Annotated in this window: 15 protein-coding genes; 10 read left to right on the top strand and 5 right to left on the bottom strand. The window is 36.0% G+C overall.

Going from position 1 to position 18317, the window contains the following annotated elements; genetic code table 11:
* Positions 1 to 161: 161 nt before the first annotated feature.
* Positions 162 to 758: a hypothetical protein gene (locus tag ACXIUD_RS07335; protein ID WP_458051974.1), complete on the bottom strand. Its 597-nt coding sequence runs from the start codon at positions 756 to 758 to the stop codon at positions 162 to 164.
* Between the two features lie 1649 nt (positions 759 to 2407).
* Here ACXIUD_RS07335 and ACXIUD_RS07330 point away from each other — a divergent pair.
* Both ACXIUD_RS07330 and ACXIUD_RS07325 read left to right on the top strand, forming a co-directional pair.
* Positions 2408 to 2821 carry a MauE/DoxX family redox-associated membrane protein gene (locus tag ACXIUD_RS07330; RefSeq protein ID WP_458051973.1) on the top strand — a complete coding sequence of 138 codons (414 nt, stop codon included), beginning with the start codon at positions 2408 to 2410 and terminating at the stop codon, positions 2819 to 2821.
* A 154-nt stretch (positions 2822 to 2975) separates the two neighbouring features.
* Entirely contained in the window at positions 2976 to 3269 is a 294-nt protein-coding gene (locus tag ACXIUD_RS07325; RefSeq protein WP_458051972.1) for a hypothetical protein, read from the top strand.
* Positions 3270 to 3313: 44 nt separating this feature from the next.
* Here the strand turns inward: ACXIUD_RS07325 and ACXIUD_RS07320 are convergent, their stop codons facing one another.
* The 3 genes from ACXIUD_RS07320 to ACXIUD_RS07310 are packed head-to-tail and all read right to left on the bottom strand — an operon-like array spanning position 3314 to position 9428.
* Positions 3314 to 4624, bottom strand: coding sequence for a RagB/SusD family nutrient uptake outer membrane protein (locus ACXIUD_RS07320; RefSeq protein ID WP_458051971.1), 1311 nt, complete (start codon positions 4622 to 4624; stop codon positions 3314 to 3316).
* Between the two features lie 36 nt (positions 4625 to 4660).
* Positions 4661 to 7846: a SusC/RagA family TonB-linked outer membrane protein gene (locus tag ACXIUD_RS07315; protein WP_458051970.1), complete on the bottom strand. Its 3186-nt coding sequence runs from the start codon at positions 7844 to 7846 to the stop codon at positions 4661 to 4663.
* 10 nt (positions 7847 to 7856) lie between these two features.
* Positions 7857 to 9428, bottom strand: coding sequence for a TlpA family protein disulfide reductase (locus ACXIUD_RS07310; RefSeq protein WP_458051969.1), 1572 nt, complete (start codon positions 9426 to 9428; stop codon positions 7857 to 7859).
* 576 nt (positions 9429 to 10004) lie between these two features.
* Here ACXIUD_RS07310 and ACXIUD_RS07305 point away from each other — a divergent pair.
* A complete protein-coding gene (locus ACXIUD_RS07305; RefSeq protein ID WP_458051968.1) occupies positions 10005 to 10223 on the top strand; it encodes a hypothetical protein in 219 nt (72 codons plus the stop codon).
* 461 nt (positions 10224 to 10684) lie between these two features.
* A complete protein-coding gene (locus tag ACXIUD_RS07300; protein ID WP_458051967.1) occupies positions 10685 to 10963 on the top strand; it encodes a helix-turn-helix domain-containing protein in 279 nt (92 codons plus the stop codon).
* A 2-nt stretch (positions 10964 to 10965) separates the two neighbouring features.
* On the opposite strand, the gene ACXIUD_RS07295 is transcribed toward ACXIUD_RS07300, so the two are convergent.
* On the bottom strand, positions 10966 to 11244 hold the full coding sequence (locus ACXIUD_RS07295; protein WP_458051966.1) for a hypothetical protein: 279 nt from the start codon (positions 11242 to 11244) through the stop codon (positions 10966 to 10968).
* Between the two features lie 224 nt (positions 11245 to 11468).
* Here ACXIUD_RS07295 and ACXIUD_RS07290 point away from each other — a divergent pair, with 224 nt between their 5' ends.
* The 6 genes from ACXIUD_RS07290 to ACXIUD_RS07265 all read left to right on the top strand — a co-directional run bounded on the left by ACXIUD_RS07290 (position 11469) and on the right by ACXIUD_RS07265 (position 17517).
* A complete protein-coding gene (locus tag ACXIUD_RS07290) occupies positions 11469 to 11753 on the top strand; it encodes a hypothetical protein (RefSeq protein WP_458051965.1) in 285 nt (94 codons plus the stop codon).
* Positions 11754 to 11811: 58 nt separating this feature from the next.
* Positions 11812 to 12753, top strand: a complete 942-nt coding sequence (locus ACXIUD_RS07285) for a hypothetical protein (RefSeq protein WP_458051964.1) — start codon at positions 11812 to 11814, stop codon at positions 12751 to 12753.
* A complete protein-coding gene (locus tag ACXIUD_RS07280) occupies positions 12740 to 13492 on the top strand; it encodes a hypothetical protein (protein ID WP_458051963.1) in 753 nt (250 codons plus the stop codon). Before ACXIUD_RS07285 ends, ACXIUD_RS07280 begins: the two co-directional genes overlap by 14 nt.
* A 352-nt stretch (positions 13493 to 13844) precedes the next feature.
* On the top strand, positions 13845 to 15296 hold the full coding sequence (locus ACXIUD_RS07275; protein WP_458051962.1) for a phosphoribosyltransferase: 1452 nt from the start codon (positions 13845 to 13847) through the stop codon (positions 15294 to 15296).
* 494 nt (positions 15297 to 15790) lie between these two features.
* On the top strand, positions 15791 to 16864 hold the full coding sequence (locus ACXIUD_RS07270) for a DUF262 domain-containing protein (protein ID WP_458051961.1): 1074 nt from the start codon (positions 15791 to 15793) through the stop codon (positions 16862 to 16864).
* Positions 16864 to 17517: an MAE_28990/MAE_18760 family HEPN-like nuclease gene (locus tag ACXIUD_RS07265; protein WP_458051960.1), complete on the top strand. Its 654-nt coding sequence runs from the start codon at positions 16864 to 16866 to the stop codon at positions 17515 to 17517. Before ACXIUD_RS07270 ends, ACXIUD_RS07265 begins: the two co-directional genes overlap by 1 nt.
* Positions 17518 to 18317 lie beyond the last annotated feature (800 nt).

Here is an 18317-nt window from a genome sequence, read left to right as displayed (position 1 = left end):
TCAGAAGCATTTGAACAATGAATATAAAGTTCTCAATAGCCTCTCCTCTTATTAACGATTAAGTTGAATATAAAAAATCAACTAATTAACATGCAATAAAAAAGTTAATTTTTTTTTGAAAAGGGTAAAAATTGAGACATAAAAGTGTGATTTTTCATTTTTTAACTGCTAGGAAAGTAATTTTTGTTGACCAATTCCCTATACAAATGTTGTCTAGAAACTCCTATGTACTTTGCCAAATCCTTAAACTTGGATTGAACGATTAAATCAGGGTTTCTGGTCTCTAAAAACCTAAGTTTATCTGGGAGATTCCGTTTATTAATTTCTGCAAAGGTTTCCAAGCGTTCAAACTCTAGCTTGTAGAGATGCGCAGTAATTTTCATAAAATGTGTTGGATGAGGCATAAGCCCATTTTTAAAAGTTTCGCAGGAAATGGATACCAGTTCAACATCAGTTAATGCAAACCAATTTAATTTAGGCATCATAGCTCCCACTATCTCCTGATAATCACCAAAGACCTCTTCTGAGTGGATAAGGTAGGTCCAATCCCCTTTGACACTTTTATCTTTGGTACCGACCACTAATCCTTGATTCAAAAAGTATAAGGCTTCACTTCCTTGCTGGGTTTTGATCAAGCTGTTTTTTCTGAAGTTAAGGTGATTGGCTTGTTTAAGCATATCCTGGTAAATCTCTCGAAAAAAGAGATCATGTTCCAACGCGTATTTTTTAACTTGAAGTAATCGTTTATAATTATTCATTATGTAAGTAGTTGATTTGAAGTTCAATGAAAAAAAACCAAAATCAAATACCAAATTTTTGCTAGGTCAAGTTTTGAAATGCTTGAAAATTGGGACTTTTTTAGTGAAAAGTGAGCAGTGCGTAGTGAACAGTGAGCTGTGAACAGTGGTAGGGAATGTAGAATGAGGAATGAGTAATTAAGAATGACAGTGGGCTGACTGGCAGTCTTGAAGTGAGCAGTGGGTAGTGAACAGTTAGCAGTGAGCAGTGCGTAGTGAACATTGGCGGTGGACAATGTAGAGTGCTTGTGCTGAGCGTAGTCGAAGCAAGGAATTAAGAATTTTGAATGAAAGGGTGAAGGATGAGAGGGCCGAACGTAAAGAAAAGCTATTAATATAGCTTTTTAGTGAGGAGCCAGGTTGTAGGGTGGGTTTTTTACGAATAGTTGATGGTGGACAATGCTTATTGAATATAGGGTACGCATTTGTTTTTGATACCAAAATCCCGACCTCGAAGAGGTCACATGTTTATAGCTAAATTAGTTGCAGCTAGCGACATTCGACTCCATTCGGAGTCGCACTTGACCCTAGACGTATTGTAACTATACATATTTGATTCCGCTGGAATCGGAAGCTTTGTTTAAGCATTGAAGAATTATAAAAAAATGTCAATAAATTTCAGGACGTGACAATATGAACAGTGAGAAGTGAACAATGGACAATGATTAGTGAGTATGTGATTTTTTGGATCGACAACTCTAAAAACCCCGAGAAGGGTTGAATCCCGAAGGGTATTAGCCCCGGGTGACAACTCGGGGTTGTTGGAGAAATCACCCTTTCAGCGCTCCCAACCCCTGGGAGGGGTTGAATTTTCAGGGACTCCTATCTTTCTTTTGGAATTAAATTCAAACAAAACACCTTTTTAACTGCCGATTCCGATAGGATTCAACTCCTATCGGAGTTGGGGTAATGGATGGGCTCGTTATCTTTTTTCCCCGAGTGGCGACTCGGGGCTAATGACCTTCGGTATTGGACTCCTGCCGGAGTCTTGGGGAGAGGATAGTTTGGAATGTAGAATGAGGAATTTGGAATGAAAGGAGGAAGGAGGAAGGATGAACAGTAGACAATGTAGAATTGGGAATGAAGAATGATGAATGGCAAGTGAACAGTTGGCAGTGAACAGTGGTAGGGAATGTAGAATGCTTGTGCTGAGCGTAGTCGAAGCACTTGTGCTGAGCGTAGTCGAAGCAAGGAATGAAAAATTAGGAATGAGGGGATGAAGGAGGAAGGATGAAGGATGAAGGAGGAAGGATGAAGGAGGAAGGAGTGATAAGGAATGTAGGGGCGGTGGACAATGATTAGTGAGTAGTGAACAGTTGGTAGTGAACAGTGATCAGGGGCGGTAGCCCTGTTATCTTCGTAGACTAATTTGGTTGTTGATGGGAAGAGAGGGGCGGTAGCCCTGATATCTTAAAGTGAGAGGAACCTCCACCCTAGCCTATTGGATGATCCTGATTTTTGTAGAGTCAGCTAGGAACATTTGAAACGATTAATTCGATTTTTTGTCTATGTTTTTACGTTTTGGCCTGCCCTGTCACCTGATGTGACAGGGTGATTTGGGTGATAAATACCTGTTTTTTAGCTTTATACAGAAATAAAACCAGGTAAACATGGGCATCAAGCAATCTTTTGTATCTGTTATCCTTTGGCTATTGATCATTGTATGGGCTTATACGGGTTTAAGCAAACTGATTGATTTTACTGGCTTTCAAGGTGCTATTTTGAATCAGCCTTTTCCAAATGAAATTGGAGTATATGTCAGTATCCTGATTCCGGTCATTGAAATTGGCTTGGCGCTCTTGCTGATCGGTTCAAAAACCAGAGCCTTGGGAATGATTGGGTCGGTTTCTTTACTAAGTCTATTTACTACCTATGTAGGATTGATTTGGGTGGGGGCCTTTGAAAGAATTCCTTGTGGCTGTGCAGGGATTATCGAGGAGCTTGGGTGGGAAGCGCATTTCTTCCTGAATCTTGGCCTCCTTATGTTGGCCATTCTAGGGATCTTACTTGCAGGAAAAAAATAAAAAATCGCTACCCGATTCTATGGGGATGATGTACTAGGTAGAATCAGCATTGTACCCAGGTAGCAAAAGGGGAATCCGAAAACCTTCCAATAGAGTAGGATAACAACCAAACGTTTTTACTGCCTTTTTTGAATGTTAAAAAAAGGAGTGCATTATGAATACTTTCATTAAAAAAGTACCTATTCTAGCTTTTCTGGTTGCTGCGGTATTTGCTTTTGCATTTACACAGCCGACTGCTAGTAATATGGTTGAATTTGGAACGGAAGATGGAATTACTTGGTATGTAATTGATGAGAATGCCACTCAGGGAGTTGATTATGAATGTAATCTAACTAGTGAGCCTATTCATTGTCTTTATGAATCACCAGATCAAACTGAGGGAATTCCTGTTGGACCTATTCAACGAGAATTTGTTCTCTTAAATCCAAATCTTCCGGTAGCCAATTAGCAAAATGAAAATGGTACGCAGAATCTGCGTACCATTTCTTATTTCTAAAACAGAGTTTCCCTTGTCGGCATTGGAATAATATACCCTTCGGAGTTTGGTTCAAGTGAAAAAACCTCTCCACTTACAACTCTAGTAATCGTTTTTTGGTATCGTGGATCTTTATTCAATCTCCTCAAATCAGACCATCTAATACCCCTAAAAGCAAGTTCTTTTCGCCTTTCTTCAACAATTATATCCAAAAGTTCTTGTCTATCATTTAAGGAAATAGGCTCCCATCCTGTTTCATATCTATTTATCAAAAGTTGATTAAGATAACTCAAACCTTGGGAAACTGACCCAACTCTTGCTTCTACCTCCGCTGCGATCAAATACATTTCATTGTAAGCCAATCCTCCGAAATGTCTAAAAAGCTGTGTGTAATTCCCTGTAAAATTGGTTATCCCATTCGGTCTTAGCGTAAAGAAAAGCCTCCTTCTGAGGTCGTTTTCTTCATAGGAGTTTAACAAAGAAGGTTCCACTTGTGTAGTAACCACTCCCGTGAAAGTATAGGGGATCAGTTCAGCATAAAAAATTACTTCTTTGTTAAAGTTACCAAATGGTAGAATTCTTACAGGAATTGTATTGTAATCCATCAAACTATGATCGGGTTCCATTGCTTTCCTCACATAAACTTTGGCATTTTCATAATCTTCCATTGAAAGATATATTCTAGCCAAAAGTGCATTTACAGCATTTTTTGTGGGTCTAGTAGGGTACTGACTAACTTCTGGTAGTAGCTCCAATGCTTCTGTTAAATCATTGAATATTTGTTCATAAATTTCTGTGCCACTCACAAAAACCAATGGTTCATTGATATTGGGATTTGTTCTTAAAACTATTCTTTGACTTGAGTTTGCTAAATCATCATAGGTAGGAAGAAAAATTTGAGACAAACCAAAATATGCCATGCCTCTATGAAAAAGAGCAGAACCTTTTATATCATTATATTGATCCGTTTGAATTCCTTCAATCTTCTCTACTTCTTCCAAAATCACATTGCAAGTAAATATTGCTTCGTAGGGTGCTGCCCAATCTCCTACAAATTCTTCCGGTCCGAATGGAGTGGGATTCCATTTATAAAGTTCTCTCTGCCATTGATTAGCATATTGAGCTAATCCTGCCTCAGAAGTGATAAATTCATCCGAACATAATACTGAAATAGAGGGTAGTCTATACATTTCCCCATTATCCAATAAAGCTCTCCATGATTGAACAGTATTTGGCGTAACAATATCTTTATTGGGTTTGGCGTCTAAGAAATCATCACAGGCAGTAATCAAAACAGTGATAATCAAGAAATAAAGTATTTTTTTCATAAGATTAGAATTTAAGGTTTTGGAATTGATCTTGTATTAGAAATTAACCCGAAGTCCGGCTGCTATACTTCTTAATGGCCTCATACTTGGGAAATCAGGATCTAATGGATCATCGGTTTTTTTCCAGATTATTCCTAGGTTATTGATGTAGGTATAGACCTCAGCATTACTAAATGGTAATCTTGGGAAAGTTGTGTTTCTAAGACTGTATGACAATCTAATATCCTGAAAACGAATATGATCACCGGGTTCAACCAATGCAGCCGAGCGCTGGAAAAAGGCATCTCTTTGAACATTCCGTACTGTCGGTAATGAAGGTATATTTGTATTTAGCTCGTCTCCGGGAACTTGCCACCTATTTGAAAAATCACTATGGCTTATTACACCGCTCAAAAGACTATTATAATCTACTGATTGTCTTCTGTAAAAATATCCTAGTCTATACGAAATATTAAATGACATAGAGAAGGATTTGTACGTGAAATGATTTCTTAATGCTCCAAAATGAGTAGGTCTGGCAGAACCATGAAACACTATATTTTCTGGGGTTGCAGCAGCCAAGATCGCATTATAGTTTGTACTTGGTTCTCCGTCCAAAACACCTCTAGGAGCACCAGTTTGAGGGTCAAGTCCACCCCACTCATATGAGTAAATCGCTAATAGGGGCCTACCTTGTAAGGGAACAATCGCTCCTGACGAACTATTGATATAATTGACTACAGATGATCTCATTTCATAATTAGTCACTTCATCCTTCAGGTGACTATGCATGAAAAAAGTTGACCAAGAAAAATTAGTTTTTACTATGTTTTTACTTCTTAATTCTAAATCAAACCCTGTAGTTCTTGTATCTGCGAAATTCCCTCTAACATTGGCTCTCCCGGTAGCCGTAGGAAATGGTATCAATCCAATTAAATCCATTCCATCTTTCCTAAAAGCTTCAAATGAACCACCAATGATTCCGTTTTTTGTTTCAAAGTCAACGGCCAAATTGATTATATTTATTCTCTCCCACCTTAATTCCGGATTTGGTGGATTGATGATATTAGCTCTAAGCTCTGCCGGCAATAGGGGGTTGCCATTAATAAATTGTACTGTAGTAAATGCGCTTAGAGACCTATCTATATTTCCATTGTAGCCATAGGTTGTACGTAGCTTTAGATAAGGAAGAAAATCAACTTTGTAAAAATCATTGTTACTTATAAGCCAAGCACCTCCAATTGACCAAAGTGGCACACCTCTCATATTTGACTCTACTCCGAATAAGTTAGACTGATCCCTTCGAGCACTGAGAGAAAGAATGTATGTTTTATTAAATTCATAAGAGGCATTGGCAAAATAAGATATAAACCTGTCAATCATCCCTCTATGAGGAACATTGATATTTGGGATGGTAGATCTATTGCCAGGATTTACAAAGTTCCTAAAAAGTGTAACATTATCTGTTGGGATACTTTGTGCAACATCATCATCATATCCATAATACAAACTTGCATTGGTTTCTGATCCACCTTCTTTTATTTCATACCCTCCTATTGCACTGATTTCATGCTTCTCGGCCAACTGTTTATTATACCTAAGGTTAGCCCGAGCCGTATTGGAATAGCTTCTAGTATTACTAAGATTAAGGATACCTCCAACAGGAATCGGTCTTACCAATTGACCATTATCTTCCACTTGGGTAAACTGATTGATCAAGTTTCTAGTTGTAAATAATTCAATCGGACTATGATTTCTAATTTGAGAATTATTTGACCAATATTGGTATTGAAGTTCTGCGGTTAAACCGGAGAAAATCCGATATCCTGCATTGAGATTTATCCTATAATCATTTGTATTGGTTCTAAAATCTTGTCTACCTATTTCATTCAGGGGAATGTGTCTCCAATCCAACAAACCCTGATCTAATCCTGAGTTTAGCAGTCTTTCATTGTAAACAGTAGCTATCCCAAGAGGATTACCAAGATCATCGCTCAAACGATCATAAGCAAAGCCACTGGGAGTTTGAGTGGTTGTCCTAACCGAATTATTAGAAATGTATACCCCTGCATCTAGGTTAAGCTTGTCATTCAACAGTGTCCAATCATTCCTAATGTTGAGCGTATATCTTTCGGTATTATTTCCTTGAACACCTGTGAAATTTCTATCATAACCTCCTGCTACAATGAATTTATGATATGCAGATCCTCCAGACACATTGACAGCATATTGTTGATTGACTGCATTGCTATGATAGTAATTCAATAAATCCCTTCTAAAATCTTGATTTTTAAATTGATTAATCCTTCTTTCTGCTTCCTCAGCACTAATCAATCCATTTCTCTGAGCCAAAAGCGTTTCAACAGTTGGAGATAGTCTTGGTTGACCTGGGGAATTAATATTGTTGTTATAAAAATTTTGACTGAACAACATCCTCTCAATCTCAATAAAATCAGCAATATCCATTTGAGGTCTGTAAAAGAGATCAGTTTCTTCTATAACGGTGGTATTGGCATTAAGTGAGACTCGTACCTTTCCTTTGGCGCCTTTTTTTGTTGTTATTACAATAACTCCATTTCCTGCTCTAGCTCCCCAAATGGAAGCCGCAGCAGCATCTTTCAAAACAGTCATGGACTCAACATCATTCGGATTGATACTTTCAAGGGGTCCATCATAGGGGAAGTTGTCAACAATAATCAAGGGCATGGTATTGGCAAACAGCGTGCTTCTTCCTCTAATACTAATTGGATCATTGGATGGCCCTACCCTATTGAAAATCAATCCAGGTGTAATATCCTCTAGTCTTTCCAAAATATTCGTACTGATTCTTCTATCTACAAGTTCATTATCAATTTGAACAAATGAACCAGTTGCTCTTTCTTTTGGCAGCTGTTGATAGCCTGTCGATACTACCTCAACAGCATCTAAATCCAGATTTTCAGTTTCCAATACAATTATCAATTCTTCATCATTGGGTAAGGTAATATTCCTTGAAGAGGGCAAAAAGCCAATAAATGAAGCTTCTAGGGTATGGTTTCCATAAGGAAGTCTAATGGAAAATTCACCATCGATATCAGAAATAACTCCCAAGTTGGTGTTTTTGACTCTGATAGATGCACCGGGAAGCAATGACTGATCACTTCCTGAAATAACTTTCCCTCTCAGTATAGCTGTATCCTGAGCATTTAGCTGATATCCATAAAACATGGAAATTGCCAATAATAGTAAAACTACTTTTTTCATAGATTAATAATTAAGGTTGGTTGTTGATGTCGTGGTTTATGGCCTCAAGAATTAACTGTTGAAGGATCGATGGATCTCTGGCGAAATTTCCTGAGCGATATATTTTAAGGTCTTTATCTAAAAGTAATTGAGAAGGAAAACTATTGATGTTGTAAAAGGTAAGTAGCTCTTTTCCTAGGTCCTGTCCTGCAAAAAGGTTTATTGCATGATTTGAAGTGTATCTACCAGCGTTTACACTTTTCAACCATGTACTTTGATTTTTATCTGTATTAATAGAAACAAACAATACATCAGGGTTACCTTTAAAATACTCTTCTGCCGGTTTCAAACATTTTTCATAGTATTCAATACAGGCTTTGCAGCCTGTAAACCAAAAGTCAATCAGAACAACTTTCCCCTCCCAATCAATAGAATTCACTATATTTCCATCAGCATTTGGTAAGGAAATTTCTTTAAACTTCGCCCCCTGAGATCTACTTTGGATCAATTGATCTAGTACTTGATTGGTCCAGCCCAAACTTGCTACGCTTTTTGCTTCCTTTAAATAATAGTCGATCTGTTCTTGCGATTTGAAATTCTTTCCTATAAATCTGGTTAATAATATTTCTTTTAGGATTGGCGGGTATTGTTCAAAAAATGGAATAATCCCTTGGTGACCGACTAAATTAAATCCGATCCCTAACTCTATTAATAAATCCTGAAAAGCGAATGCTTGATCAATATGCTTGATTGAAATAAAGTCATTGGTTAGATGTTTTACTCCCTCTAAAATTTCTTGCTTTAATGGGTTCAACTCTGAATTAAAGCTTTTAAAAACAGCAATTTCTCGGGCAAATAGTTTTCCAATGTATTCGGCTTGTACAAATTCAATAAACTCATGACTCACCAATCCTTCATATGCTTTTTTGATTTGATTCCCGGGTATTCCTTGATTTAGAAGGTCTGTTTTGATTCTCATCAAGTGAGATTCTTGGGCTGAGACATTTGATATAAACTCCATTAATGGATTAAGTCCTTTAATATGACTCGCCACTGCCTCTTCATAAAGAGCCACATTTTGATCATTCCTGAGCATCGCTTCTTTAGAGGCGCCGATCATAATGGGCGTTTTGAGTTTGAAGGATTTCCGAAGTTCCCGATCAAAGTCTTGTTGGATTTGATAATTCAAATCGTTGGGGCCAATGAAGTAGGTCTTTGACAGGTCTTTTTCAACCACTAGCTTGACTGTATCCCCGGGAAAAGCATAAAAGTCTTTTAGTAAATAATTTAACTCGTATGACACATTAATTAATGAAGGAGTTTTCAATGGAATTGAAGTAAACTCGAATACTTTTGCTCCTATATTTCCCGAAAAGAAAGATCCATTTTTAGGACTTAGCTCATTAATCACTGGAGGTAATGATTGAAAGCCTGTGTTGATATATTGCTCCCATAAAAAGATGGTCAACGTCGTATCTGAAAGATTTCTGCCTTTGACCTCTACAATCAGATAAAAAGGCAAAGCTAGATTTTCAGACGTCGGAGGCTTTTGCCCAGCTATTTCCGGCTTAAGAGACTGGGCCAAAACAAATTTTGATGACATTAGTAAGATGAGAATTAAGTAAAACTGTTTCATACGATTATGTAGTAAAAAGCGTCAGTAGCAATTGGCTTACTTGGTCATCTTAGTATTCCTAAATGGACCGATAGTATTCATTACCTTTATTTACTTTCTGCTTGATAGTGAAGTGATATTTTTGAAGGAGACCGAAAGTCCGCCAAGAGCTTATCCTCCGGCCTGGAAGCGAGCTTCCCTCCCTGTGCAGTACCGTCACCGTGTGTGAATCCGCTAGCTACATTTGGGTTTGGTTGATCGTTAACCTTATGAGGAGAGTTTCAGGGAGCCTGTGGGGTAAGCAACTTTGGCTAGGTTCTGGGTTTTTGGATTGTGTTCATGGTGTTGTTGATTTATTTGGTGTTTTTGATTGAAAATCTGCGGATTACCTGGAAGTGCAGCAGGGTTAAGTTTCGTGCTATCTTCAGGAGGCAGGGATAATTTGCTCCCAGGAATATGACAGCTCTCAAGGAAGTTTCATTACAGGCTTTGGGGTTATTGATTCCCTTGAGGTCTGCTGAGATACTTCGGTAGAGGCATGGCAATCCCAGGAAGCATGAATGAATGATTTTTTTCATGCAATCGGTGGTGGTTCGGGAAGCGATTGTCACAGCTGTGAAGACAGTATTTTTCCCCTCAGTCTCTGGAGACTGTATAAGAACCGTAAGAAATGAAGTGAATACAGATCCCCTGACTTCTGCAGCAGTAGGGGCAACCAAGGAACAGGGAAAATCCGGACGTACGGCAAAAAAAGCCAACCTCCCCTTCCTTACCGAGGGCTAAGCATCAAACCGGAGATTTGATGATGTTCTTTAAAAGTTCAAATAGGGTCAATGTGCGTGAAAAATGCAGGAGCAAATCCGCATGCATTCCTCCCCCGAAAGTAATGGGGAAACTTTTGCAGAAGGATGTAAGACTCGTTTGCTGTTCCATGACATTTTCAATTTATATGGAACGTCTCTGTAAGTAAAAGTTCTAACCACAAAAATAAGAGGCGTGAACTCGACTTGTTCAAAACTAGGTACCTAGGATCGACCTTGAACACGAACAAGTGAGCCCACGCCAATGGCGTGAGCATTTCACTTATTGCCTCGTGTTCATTGAAATTTCCTAGGTTTCAGTTTCGAGACGTTAAGTGCGATGCTATCAATTGGAAGTATCGCAAATCTAAACAACTTGAAAGAGAAAATTAACTCTTAATTATTTTGCTTAGATATAACTAAGCGTAAAACTAAATAAGTTTTTTGAATTTGCAAATAATAATGGGGAAAAAAAGCAAATTTGATATTGCGGTTATAGATCATATACGAGAACTTAGAATTAGTAAAGGCTATTCTCAAGATGATTTTGCTGCATTTTTAGAAACTTCAAGGGGTTTTATTGGGCAAATTGAAAGCCCTTCATCGCCGAGTAAATACAATTTAAATCATTTAAACAGGTTAGCATTTGAAATGAAATGTTCTCCCAAAGACCTTATTCCTGACCAATCTATTTGGGAAGAATTACCCAAAAAGCAGAAGTAACACTAATCTTGATTATTAAATTTTTCCAATATTGAATTCATTTCCTCCTCGGTTGGACTAATAATTTTTGCAACCACTGGATTAGCTACATAATTCAAGAAGCTGACTAAAAAGTCTTCTTTTCTAAGAGGTCTTCCTAATCTTTTTTCAAAGCAACTCAAACAAAGAAAGTCCTTTCCTACTCCATAGTCCTCCCATAATTCTTCGGTTACAGTGAAGAAATTACTTTTTCCTTTCCTGGTATCGATCCCACAGTCTTGGCATGAATAGTTTTTTTTCATAGCTTTTCAGGGTTATGAGGACTAATTTACTAAAATAAAAAGTGTGAATGTAATATTTCCGAGTTCAAAATACCCAATTCTGGGTATTTTTTAGGTGAAGGGGAATGGGTAGATTTGGAAAAGCTTGACTTATATTCTCTAGCTGAGGAATTGGTCTGGGTTTTCAGATATATATTTAATTTATGCACAAGCGCAAAGAAACATTGCAACCCAAAACAAAAAATATGAAACCATTAATTTTACATTTCGCAGAAAAGCCATCACTTAAAGAACTAGATTTTTCTCTAGTTGAATATTCACAAAATCAAAATCTCACTGTCATAAAAGAAACTACTATTCCAGCGATTAAATACATATCAATGGAAACTGAGACTTTTACAAAAACTTCAGGAGAACCAAGTGATTCTGATAGAGATTACCAGCTTAAATTAAAATATTTACTAGACACAAAACCAAAATATTTACATCAACAGAACCAAGCGATAGTGACCACAACCATAGCAGATTGAAATTATTAATGGATACGAAAACGATTACTGAATCAGTTGAGACGGTAGATTCTGACAAATGATTTTAATAATTACACATAAAGAGGATTTTACCGCGGATTTTGTGATTGAGAAGCTTAACACAAATAAAATAAGTTATTTAAGGCTTAATTGCGAAGATATCTTTAAAGATGAATTTACACTCACTTTATCTCCAAGACTTAATCTTTCTATTAATAATGTTAATAATTTTGATTCTGTTTGGTTTCGGAGAACAAAACTCCCTGATGTAAATGCAAACAACGAGGGTGAGAAGCTTTTTTTACTTAGTGATTATGAAACATTATTCGACAATCTTTTTCAAGTTATCAATGCAAAAAAGTGGTTAAGCAAACCTTATTATGTATATCGAGCAGAGAATAAATTATTGCAATTAAAAGTTGCCGAATCATTAGGCTTTTCTATTCCAGAAACAATTGTTACAAACAATTACCTGAAATTAAAAAAATTCATAATATCCTCTAATAATAAAGCAGTCATCAAACCAATAAGGCAAGGAAGAGTTGACCTTGATGATGGTACTAAGACAATATTTACAAATATTATCAATGAAGATGTAATTAATAAATTGGACGAGTTCGACCTGACTCCATCAATTATTCAAAAATATGTGGCTAAAAAATATGAACTTAGAATTACCGTTGTCGGAGATAAAGTATTTTCTGTTAAAATAGATTCACAAAAAAGCAAATTAACTGAAGTAGATTGGAGGAGAGAAAAGCTTCCAATACAAAAGGTCCAATTACCAAATGACATCGAAGAAAAGTGCATAGTGTTATTAAAAAAACTAAACATATCATTTGGAGCAATAGATATGATAGTTGATGAAAATGGGAATTATATTTTTCTTGAAATAAATCCAAATGGTCAATGGGCTTGGATTGAAATGGAAACAGGACTAAAAATATCGGATGAAATTATTAATTTTTTAACAAAAATAGATGGTTATGAAATATTTTAAGTATATCGGTATAATAAAGGATGTTGATTTTGAAAAAGATAAAATTCAGCAATTTTCCGATGCACCAACAATAAAAGTTGCATTACGATATTTAGATTATCTGAAGGAAATAGATTCTTATCAAAAGGAAAGAAGAAATACAATAGAAACAAAGAACTCTCAACTTGTTGGACAAGCAAGTATAGTCGCTTCTATTTTTGCGTTATTTGTTCCATTATTGATTGATAGTTTTAATGGTATAACCTTGATAATTAAAATCCCTTTGACCTTAGTATTTCTTTTTGTTTTATCCCATTATCTTTTGACCATCTTCCACGCAACTAAAACACTAAAAATCAATAAATATCAGTACGCTACAAGAGGAACAACAACGGTAACTAAAAAAGATAGAGCAGAAAAAGAATTAGATTTTTTAAATGAAGAAATAAGAGACTTAAATTTTATTGTCAATCAAACCGCTCCAATTGATAATATTAAAGGTGAGAACCTGATTTTTGGAGCTAGATGTTTTGAAATAGCAAATTTTGGATTTGGCATAATGACAGTTCTGATAATATTATCAACTTTTTTAATAAAAAAAGATCCAATCGAACTGAAAATACTGAATTTAAAAGATATTCAACTTGAAATGCCAGATACTTTAAATTCTAGGAGTGTAGAGACTATTTCAACTGACACAATTATGGTAAAAATAGATAGCACAAAAATCATAAAAATGTATAAAAAAAATGATGAATAAAGAAACGCCAGTGCATAACATATAAGGGCTAAACCCAAGTGGAGCACAGCGGAATTTCGGAATTAGCCCCTGTTGATCCTGATGGCTATCGGGACGTTGCGGGGTTAAGAGGAGGTTTATCTATGGGGATTAAAAGTTTGGGGTGATTCCTATTGGTGAAAAAATCTGGTTGATTTTGAATGAATTTTATAGCAGTTTTTCACTTTCCATTAATAGTTAGGAAATGAGGGGTCAGGATGGTCCGGAAAATTGTTTTGAAAAGATCACTTGGAATCGATTTTTACTTGAAAGTGGCTTATAGAAATAAGTATGTAATCTTAGAACTAACTATTGCTGAATTTATTAATTTAAGATGGAGGCAAGAAGCAGAGAACTGAGAAAGAGGAGTGGCTTTTTTCTCGGTCTGATGTTATGGGCAACTATAATCAACGAAAACAAAATGAAATACCCAATTGAAATTGAACGTAAAATAAAGGAAATAGAATCCCTTATTGAATCATGGCCAATAAAAAAGAGTATTGATGAAGTGGTAAACTGGATGCTTCAATTTGATAACGAAGATTTTGATTTAGCATTTCGAATACTAAAAAACCTTAACGTTATTGGGGCTGAACAACTTAACTCAGCTTTGGCAATTTCATACTCTAAGTTAAACAGACAAGCTAAAGCTAAGGGAATTAATTTATCATTGAAGAATACTATGTATGCTTCAATTGGAGGGGCAAGTAAAAGCGGAGCCATGATTTCTTATAATTTTCGACTTATTAATGAATTGGCTTCTGCCAACTTTTTGGATGAGGACAGCATTAAATATATTGAAGAGGGTAAAATTGAAAACCTTGTCTTAATTGATGATATAATTGCAACAGGAGACCAATCATCGAAAGAATTAACTGAAATTGCGGAGAGGGTAATCCCATTAGGCGTAAAGAATATTTTTGTTTTGACCGCAATTGGATTCAAATCAGGAATTAAAAAGATACAATCAACTCAATTAGCTGATGTGTTTTCAGCATTGGAATACGATGAACAAGACACCGTGAACTCATTAGACTCACACTTTTACGAAGGTCTACCGTATTCAACAAGAAAACTATATTTTGAGAAGTTTGCTAAATATCGTGGCCTCGGTTATGGGGGCTTGGGAGCTTTAATCGCATTTTACTACAATACCCCGAATTGCACATTAAATTCTGTTTGGACAGAAAGCCATGGTTGGTTTCCATTATTTGCTAGAATATCGAATGTATCTGGAATTGACAAGCACTACCCTGAACTTGACGATGCGGTACAAAAATCGAAAGTAAAAGAAGGGTCAGAAAATAACTTGGCAATCTTTGTGGAAGGTAAACTTGAGGAGTTATTTTTTGAACTAATTGGAAGAAGGTACTCTAACTTTGACTATGAGAAATTAGACGTCATTTCAATTGGTCCATTCTTCTCTGAAAAACTCATAAAATCATTGCATAACATATCAAAAAGCTATATTCTCATTACAGAAAAAGAAGCTGGGGAAACAGCACATTCAAGGAGAGTAAAAGAAGTTGTTCCAGAAAGCTCATTATTACTCATTGACGAATTGATTAGCTATTTTGACATTAGCAAAATAGTTTCTGAAAACCTATTTAATCTTAACACTGAGGATGAAGAAAACATAAGTACATATTTAGATATTAAGCTATTCAGAAAGGTTCCATCCACTATTAGACAAGCAAACTTAGAATTACTTGTGGCTAACTACTTAGACGAAATGAAAATCCAACTACTTATCGAATCAATAAAAATGAAGCTAAAAAAAGAATAACTGCCCATAACATATAAGGGCTAAACTGAATTGGAGCACAGCGGCACATCGATATGATTCGACAAGCTCTTCAACCGGACTCAGTAACTAAATATCGGAATTAGCCCCCACTTCGGCAGGCTCTGTGACCTAATTGATCCCACAGTATTAGCACTACAAGAGGTTAGGAGGCGGTTTTTACGGAGATTAAAAGTTTGGAGTGATTCCTTTTGGGTGAAAAATCCAGTTAGTTTTGGATGACTATAATTGCGGTTTTTCATGCCTTAATAATATTTGGGTATTGAGGGTTGAAGATGGTCCGGAATATTGTTTTGAAAAGGTCACTTAGAATCGGTTTTCCTTGTATGTGGCTTTTAGAAATAAGTTTATAATCTTAGAACTAACTATTGCTAAATTTATTAATTTTAGATGGAGGCAAGAAGCGGAGAAATGAGAAAGAGGAGTGGCTTTTTTCTCGGTCTGATGTTAGGCACAAGCTTAAAAAACAATAAAAAATGGATAAATTATTAGAGGAAATTGAAAAAAAGAGAACCAGTTTTAAAACTGAAAGCTATGCGATGTCTATTGGTGAATTAGTAAATCTTTATGAAAATGAAGAAATTATAATAAGACCAGAATATCAACGCCTGTTTAGATGGTCTCACGGACAAAAAGTTAAACTTGTAGAGTCTATAATTTTAGGAATTCCAATTCCATCCGTTTTCGTTTATCAAGATGAAAATGGAATTTGGGAATTAGTTGATGGTTTGCAAAGAGTTTCAACTATTTTACAACTTTTTGGCGTTCTAAAAGATACTGAACCTCTAGTTTTGGAAGGAACAAAATATATTCCAAGTTTAGAAGGTTATAAATGGGAGGATGGAGCTAAAGAATTGCCAGCGGGCTTAAAACTTTCCATTAAACGAGCAAAAATTAATTTAACAATCATTTTAAGTGAATCTGATGAACGAGCAAAATTTGAAGTTTTTCAAAGACTGAACACAGGCGGTTCAAACGCGTCAAATCAAGAAGTTCGAAACAATGTGATGTTAATGATTAATCGTGACAGATTTTTATGGTTCGAGGACTTATCAAAAAATACCGATTTTCTTGAAACCTTATCACTTTCAGACAGACTTTATGATGAACAGTATCATATGGAGTTACTTCTGCGATTTATTTCCTTAACTCAATATGATTACAACAACAAAAAAGATGTTGGAGACTTTCTTGATGACATTAATGAAGATATATTAAATAGCGACACATTTGATTTTGAAAAAGTCAAAGTAAATTTTGAATTGACATTTGCCACGCTAAACAGAATATTAGGAGAGAAATCATTTAAAAAATACAACGGCAATGACTTCAAAGGGAAATTTTTAGAATCTGCATTTGAAGCTGTTGCGATTGGTTTAGCCCAAAACATTTCTGATTATAATCTTCCCCAAGAAGACAACTTAATAAAGACAAAAATTCAAGAACTCTACAACCAAGAAACTTATAACCAAACTTCAGGCTCTGGTTCAAACGCAAAAACAAGAATTCCTAAACTTGTTCCCTTCTCTAAAGCTTATTTCGCAAAATAATGGCTAGAAAACCATATACATATAACGAACTCATTGATTTAGTTGGTAATGACTATGCGTGGAGACGAAAAGAATTAAAAATTATTAAAGACCAAATTCCGAACAGCCCAAGTCCAAAACAAAGTGCGGCATTAAGATTTAGTGTCCCAATTTTATATGCTCATTGGGAGGGTTTCGTTAAAAAATCTTGTGAGTTATATTTAGAATTTGTAGCTAAAAAGTATCTCAAACATAATGAATTGAAACCACAGTTCATTGCGCTCTCATTGTCAAAAACTTTAGGAAATTTAGAAATAAAAAACATTGAAGAACGCACTAAAGCCGTGGAATTTCTAATTAACGAAATTGATAAAAATTCCAATATACTAACAAAAAACGTAATCCAAACTAAATCAAACCTTCGTTATAGTGTATTAGAAGAGATTTTATTTATTATTGGGATTGACGAATCAAATTTCGCTCAAAAAAAGAGCCTAATCAATGACTTGGTTGATTCAAGAAATAATATTGCTCACGGAGATTATTTGCGTGTTGAATATGACGCTTATAATATAATGCATCAAGACACACAACAATTGATGGAACAATTGAAAACTGAAATTGAAAATGCTGCGACTTTGGAAGAATATAAAGTAAAAAAAGCCAGTGCCTAATTGAGTAGACGGCTTTGCCAACCGTTAAGGTAGCGAGGTGCGCCCCCGCCTGAACGTCGGGCAGGTCTCACACCACCGTATCCCGGTACTCGGGACAGGCAGAACGGGTCTATATCCATCCCTTCGTCCCGGCCCCTCACTAAAATCTTCCACGGGAAGATTTCTTAACGCTCGTTCCCAGTTCACTGGATTGTAGGTTGCGCCTGCCTAGATATGAAAGGTAGGATTTGAGGTAATAGGAAATCGAGCATTCAAAAATTATTTTTCAGAGACCTTTCTATCGAATATGCGAGATTCGATGTGACCATTCAAAAAAATTAAAACACATCAAAGCATAGATTCGCAACCTTTTCTTCTTAAGCGGGATAAAGTTATTGTAGTGATTAGTATGGGGCTCTGAGCTACTGCCCAACCTCCTTTTCTAGTGCCTCCCCTACTCCATACTCCTCCCATAATTCTTCGGTTACAGTGAAGAAATTACTTTTTCCTTTCCTGGTATCGATCCCGCAATCGTAGCATGAATAGTTTTTTTTCATAGGTTTTCAGGGTTGTGAAAATTAAACTAATAATATAATATGTATGAATGTAAAATTTACGTGTTCAAAATACCCTGATGTGGGTATTTTTTAGGTAATGGGGAATGGGTAGATTTGGAAGTAAATTGGTTAGATCCGTAAAGACGTACGCAATTTGTTCCATTTGGTATGAATATCGCAGTTGATTGCATGAAGCAAACCGTGACCAGTAAGCCTAAAGGACCACAGTGCAACCATTAATCAGACGACAAAAAATTAAATGAA

This window comes from Mongoliitalea sp. (genome assembly GCF_054166905.1).
This window is presented reverse-complemented; position numbering and strand designations above follow the sequence as displayed.

Coding starts and splice junctions, on each gene's coding strand:
- ACXIUD_RS07335 (WP_458051974.1), bottom strand. CDS start 758: ATGAATAATTATAAACGATTACTTCAAGTTAAAAAATACGCGTTGGAA.
- ACXIUD_RS07330 (WP_458051973.1), top strand. CDS start 2,408: ATGGGCATCAAGCAATCTTTTGTATCTGTTATCCTTTGGCTATTGATC.
- ACXIUD_RS07325 (WP_458051972.1), top strand. CDS start 2,976: ATGAATACTTTCATTAAAAAAGTACCTATTCTAGCTTTTCTGGTTGCT.
- ACXIUD_RS07320 (WP_458051971.1), bottom strand. CDS start 4,624: ATGAAAAAAATACTTTATTTCTTGATTATCACTGTTTTGATTACTGCC.
- ACXIUD_RS07315 (WP_458051970.1), bottom strand. CDS start 7,846: ATGAAAAAAGTAGTTTTACTATTATTGGCAATTTCCATGTTTTATGGA.
- ACXIUD_RS07310 (WP_458051969.1), bottom strand. CDS start 9,428: ATGTCATCAAAATTTGTTTTGGCCCAGTCTCTTAAGCCGGAAATAGCT.
- ACXIUD_RS07305 (WP_458051968.1), top strand. CDS start 10,005: ATGATTTTTTTCATGCAATCGGTGGTGGTTCGGGAAGCGATTGTCACA.
- ACXIUD_RS07295 (WP_458051966.1), bottom strand. CDS start 11,244: ATGAAAAAAAACTATTCATGCCAAGACTGTGGGATCGATACCAGGAAA.
- ACXIUD_RS07290 (WP_458051965.1), top strand. CDS start 11,469: ATGAAACCATTAATTTTACATTTCGCAGAAAAGCCATCACTTAAAGAA.
- ACXIUD_RS07285 (WP_458051964.1), top strand. CDS start 11,812: ATGATTTTAATAATTACACATAAAGAGGATTTTACCGCGGATTTTGTG.
- ACXIUD_RS07280 (WP_458051963.1), top strand. CDS start 12,740: ATGAAATATTTTAAGTATATCGGTATAATAAAGGATGTTGATTTTGAA.
- ACXIUD_RS07275 (WP_458051962.1), top strand. CDS start 13,845: ATGGAGGCAAGAAGCAGAGAACTGAGAAAGAGGAGTGGCTTTTTTCTC.
- ACXIUD_RS07270 (WP_458051961.1), top strand. CDS start 15,791: ATGGATAAATTATTAGAGGAAATTGAAAAAAAGAGAACCAGTTTTAAA.
- ACXIUD_RS07265 (WP_458051960.1), top strand. CDS start 16,864: ATGGCTAGAAAACCATATACATATAACGAACTCATTGATTTAGTTGGT.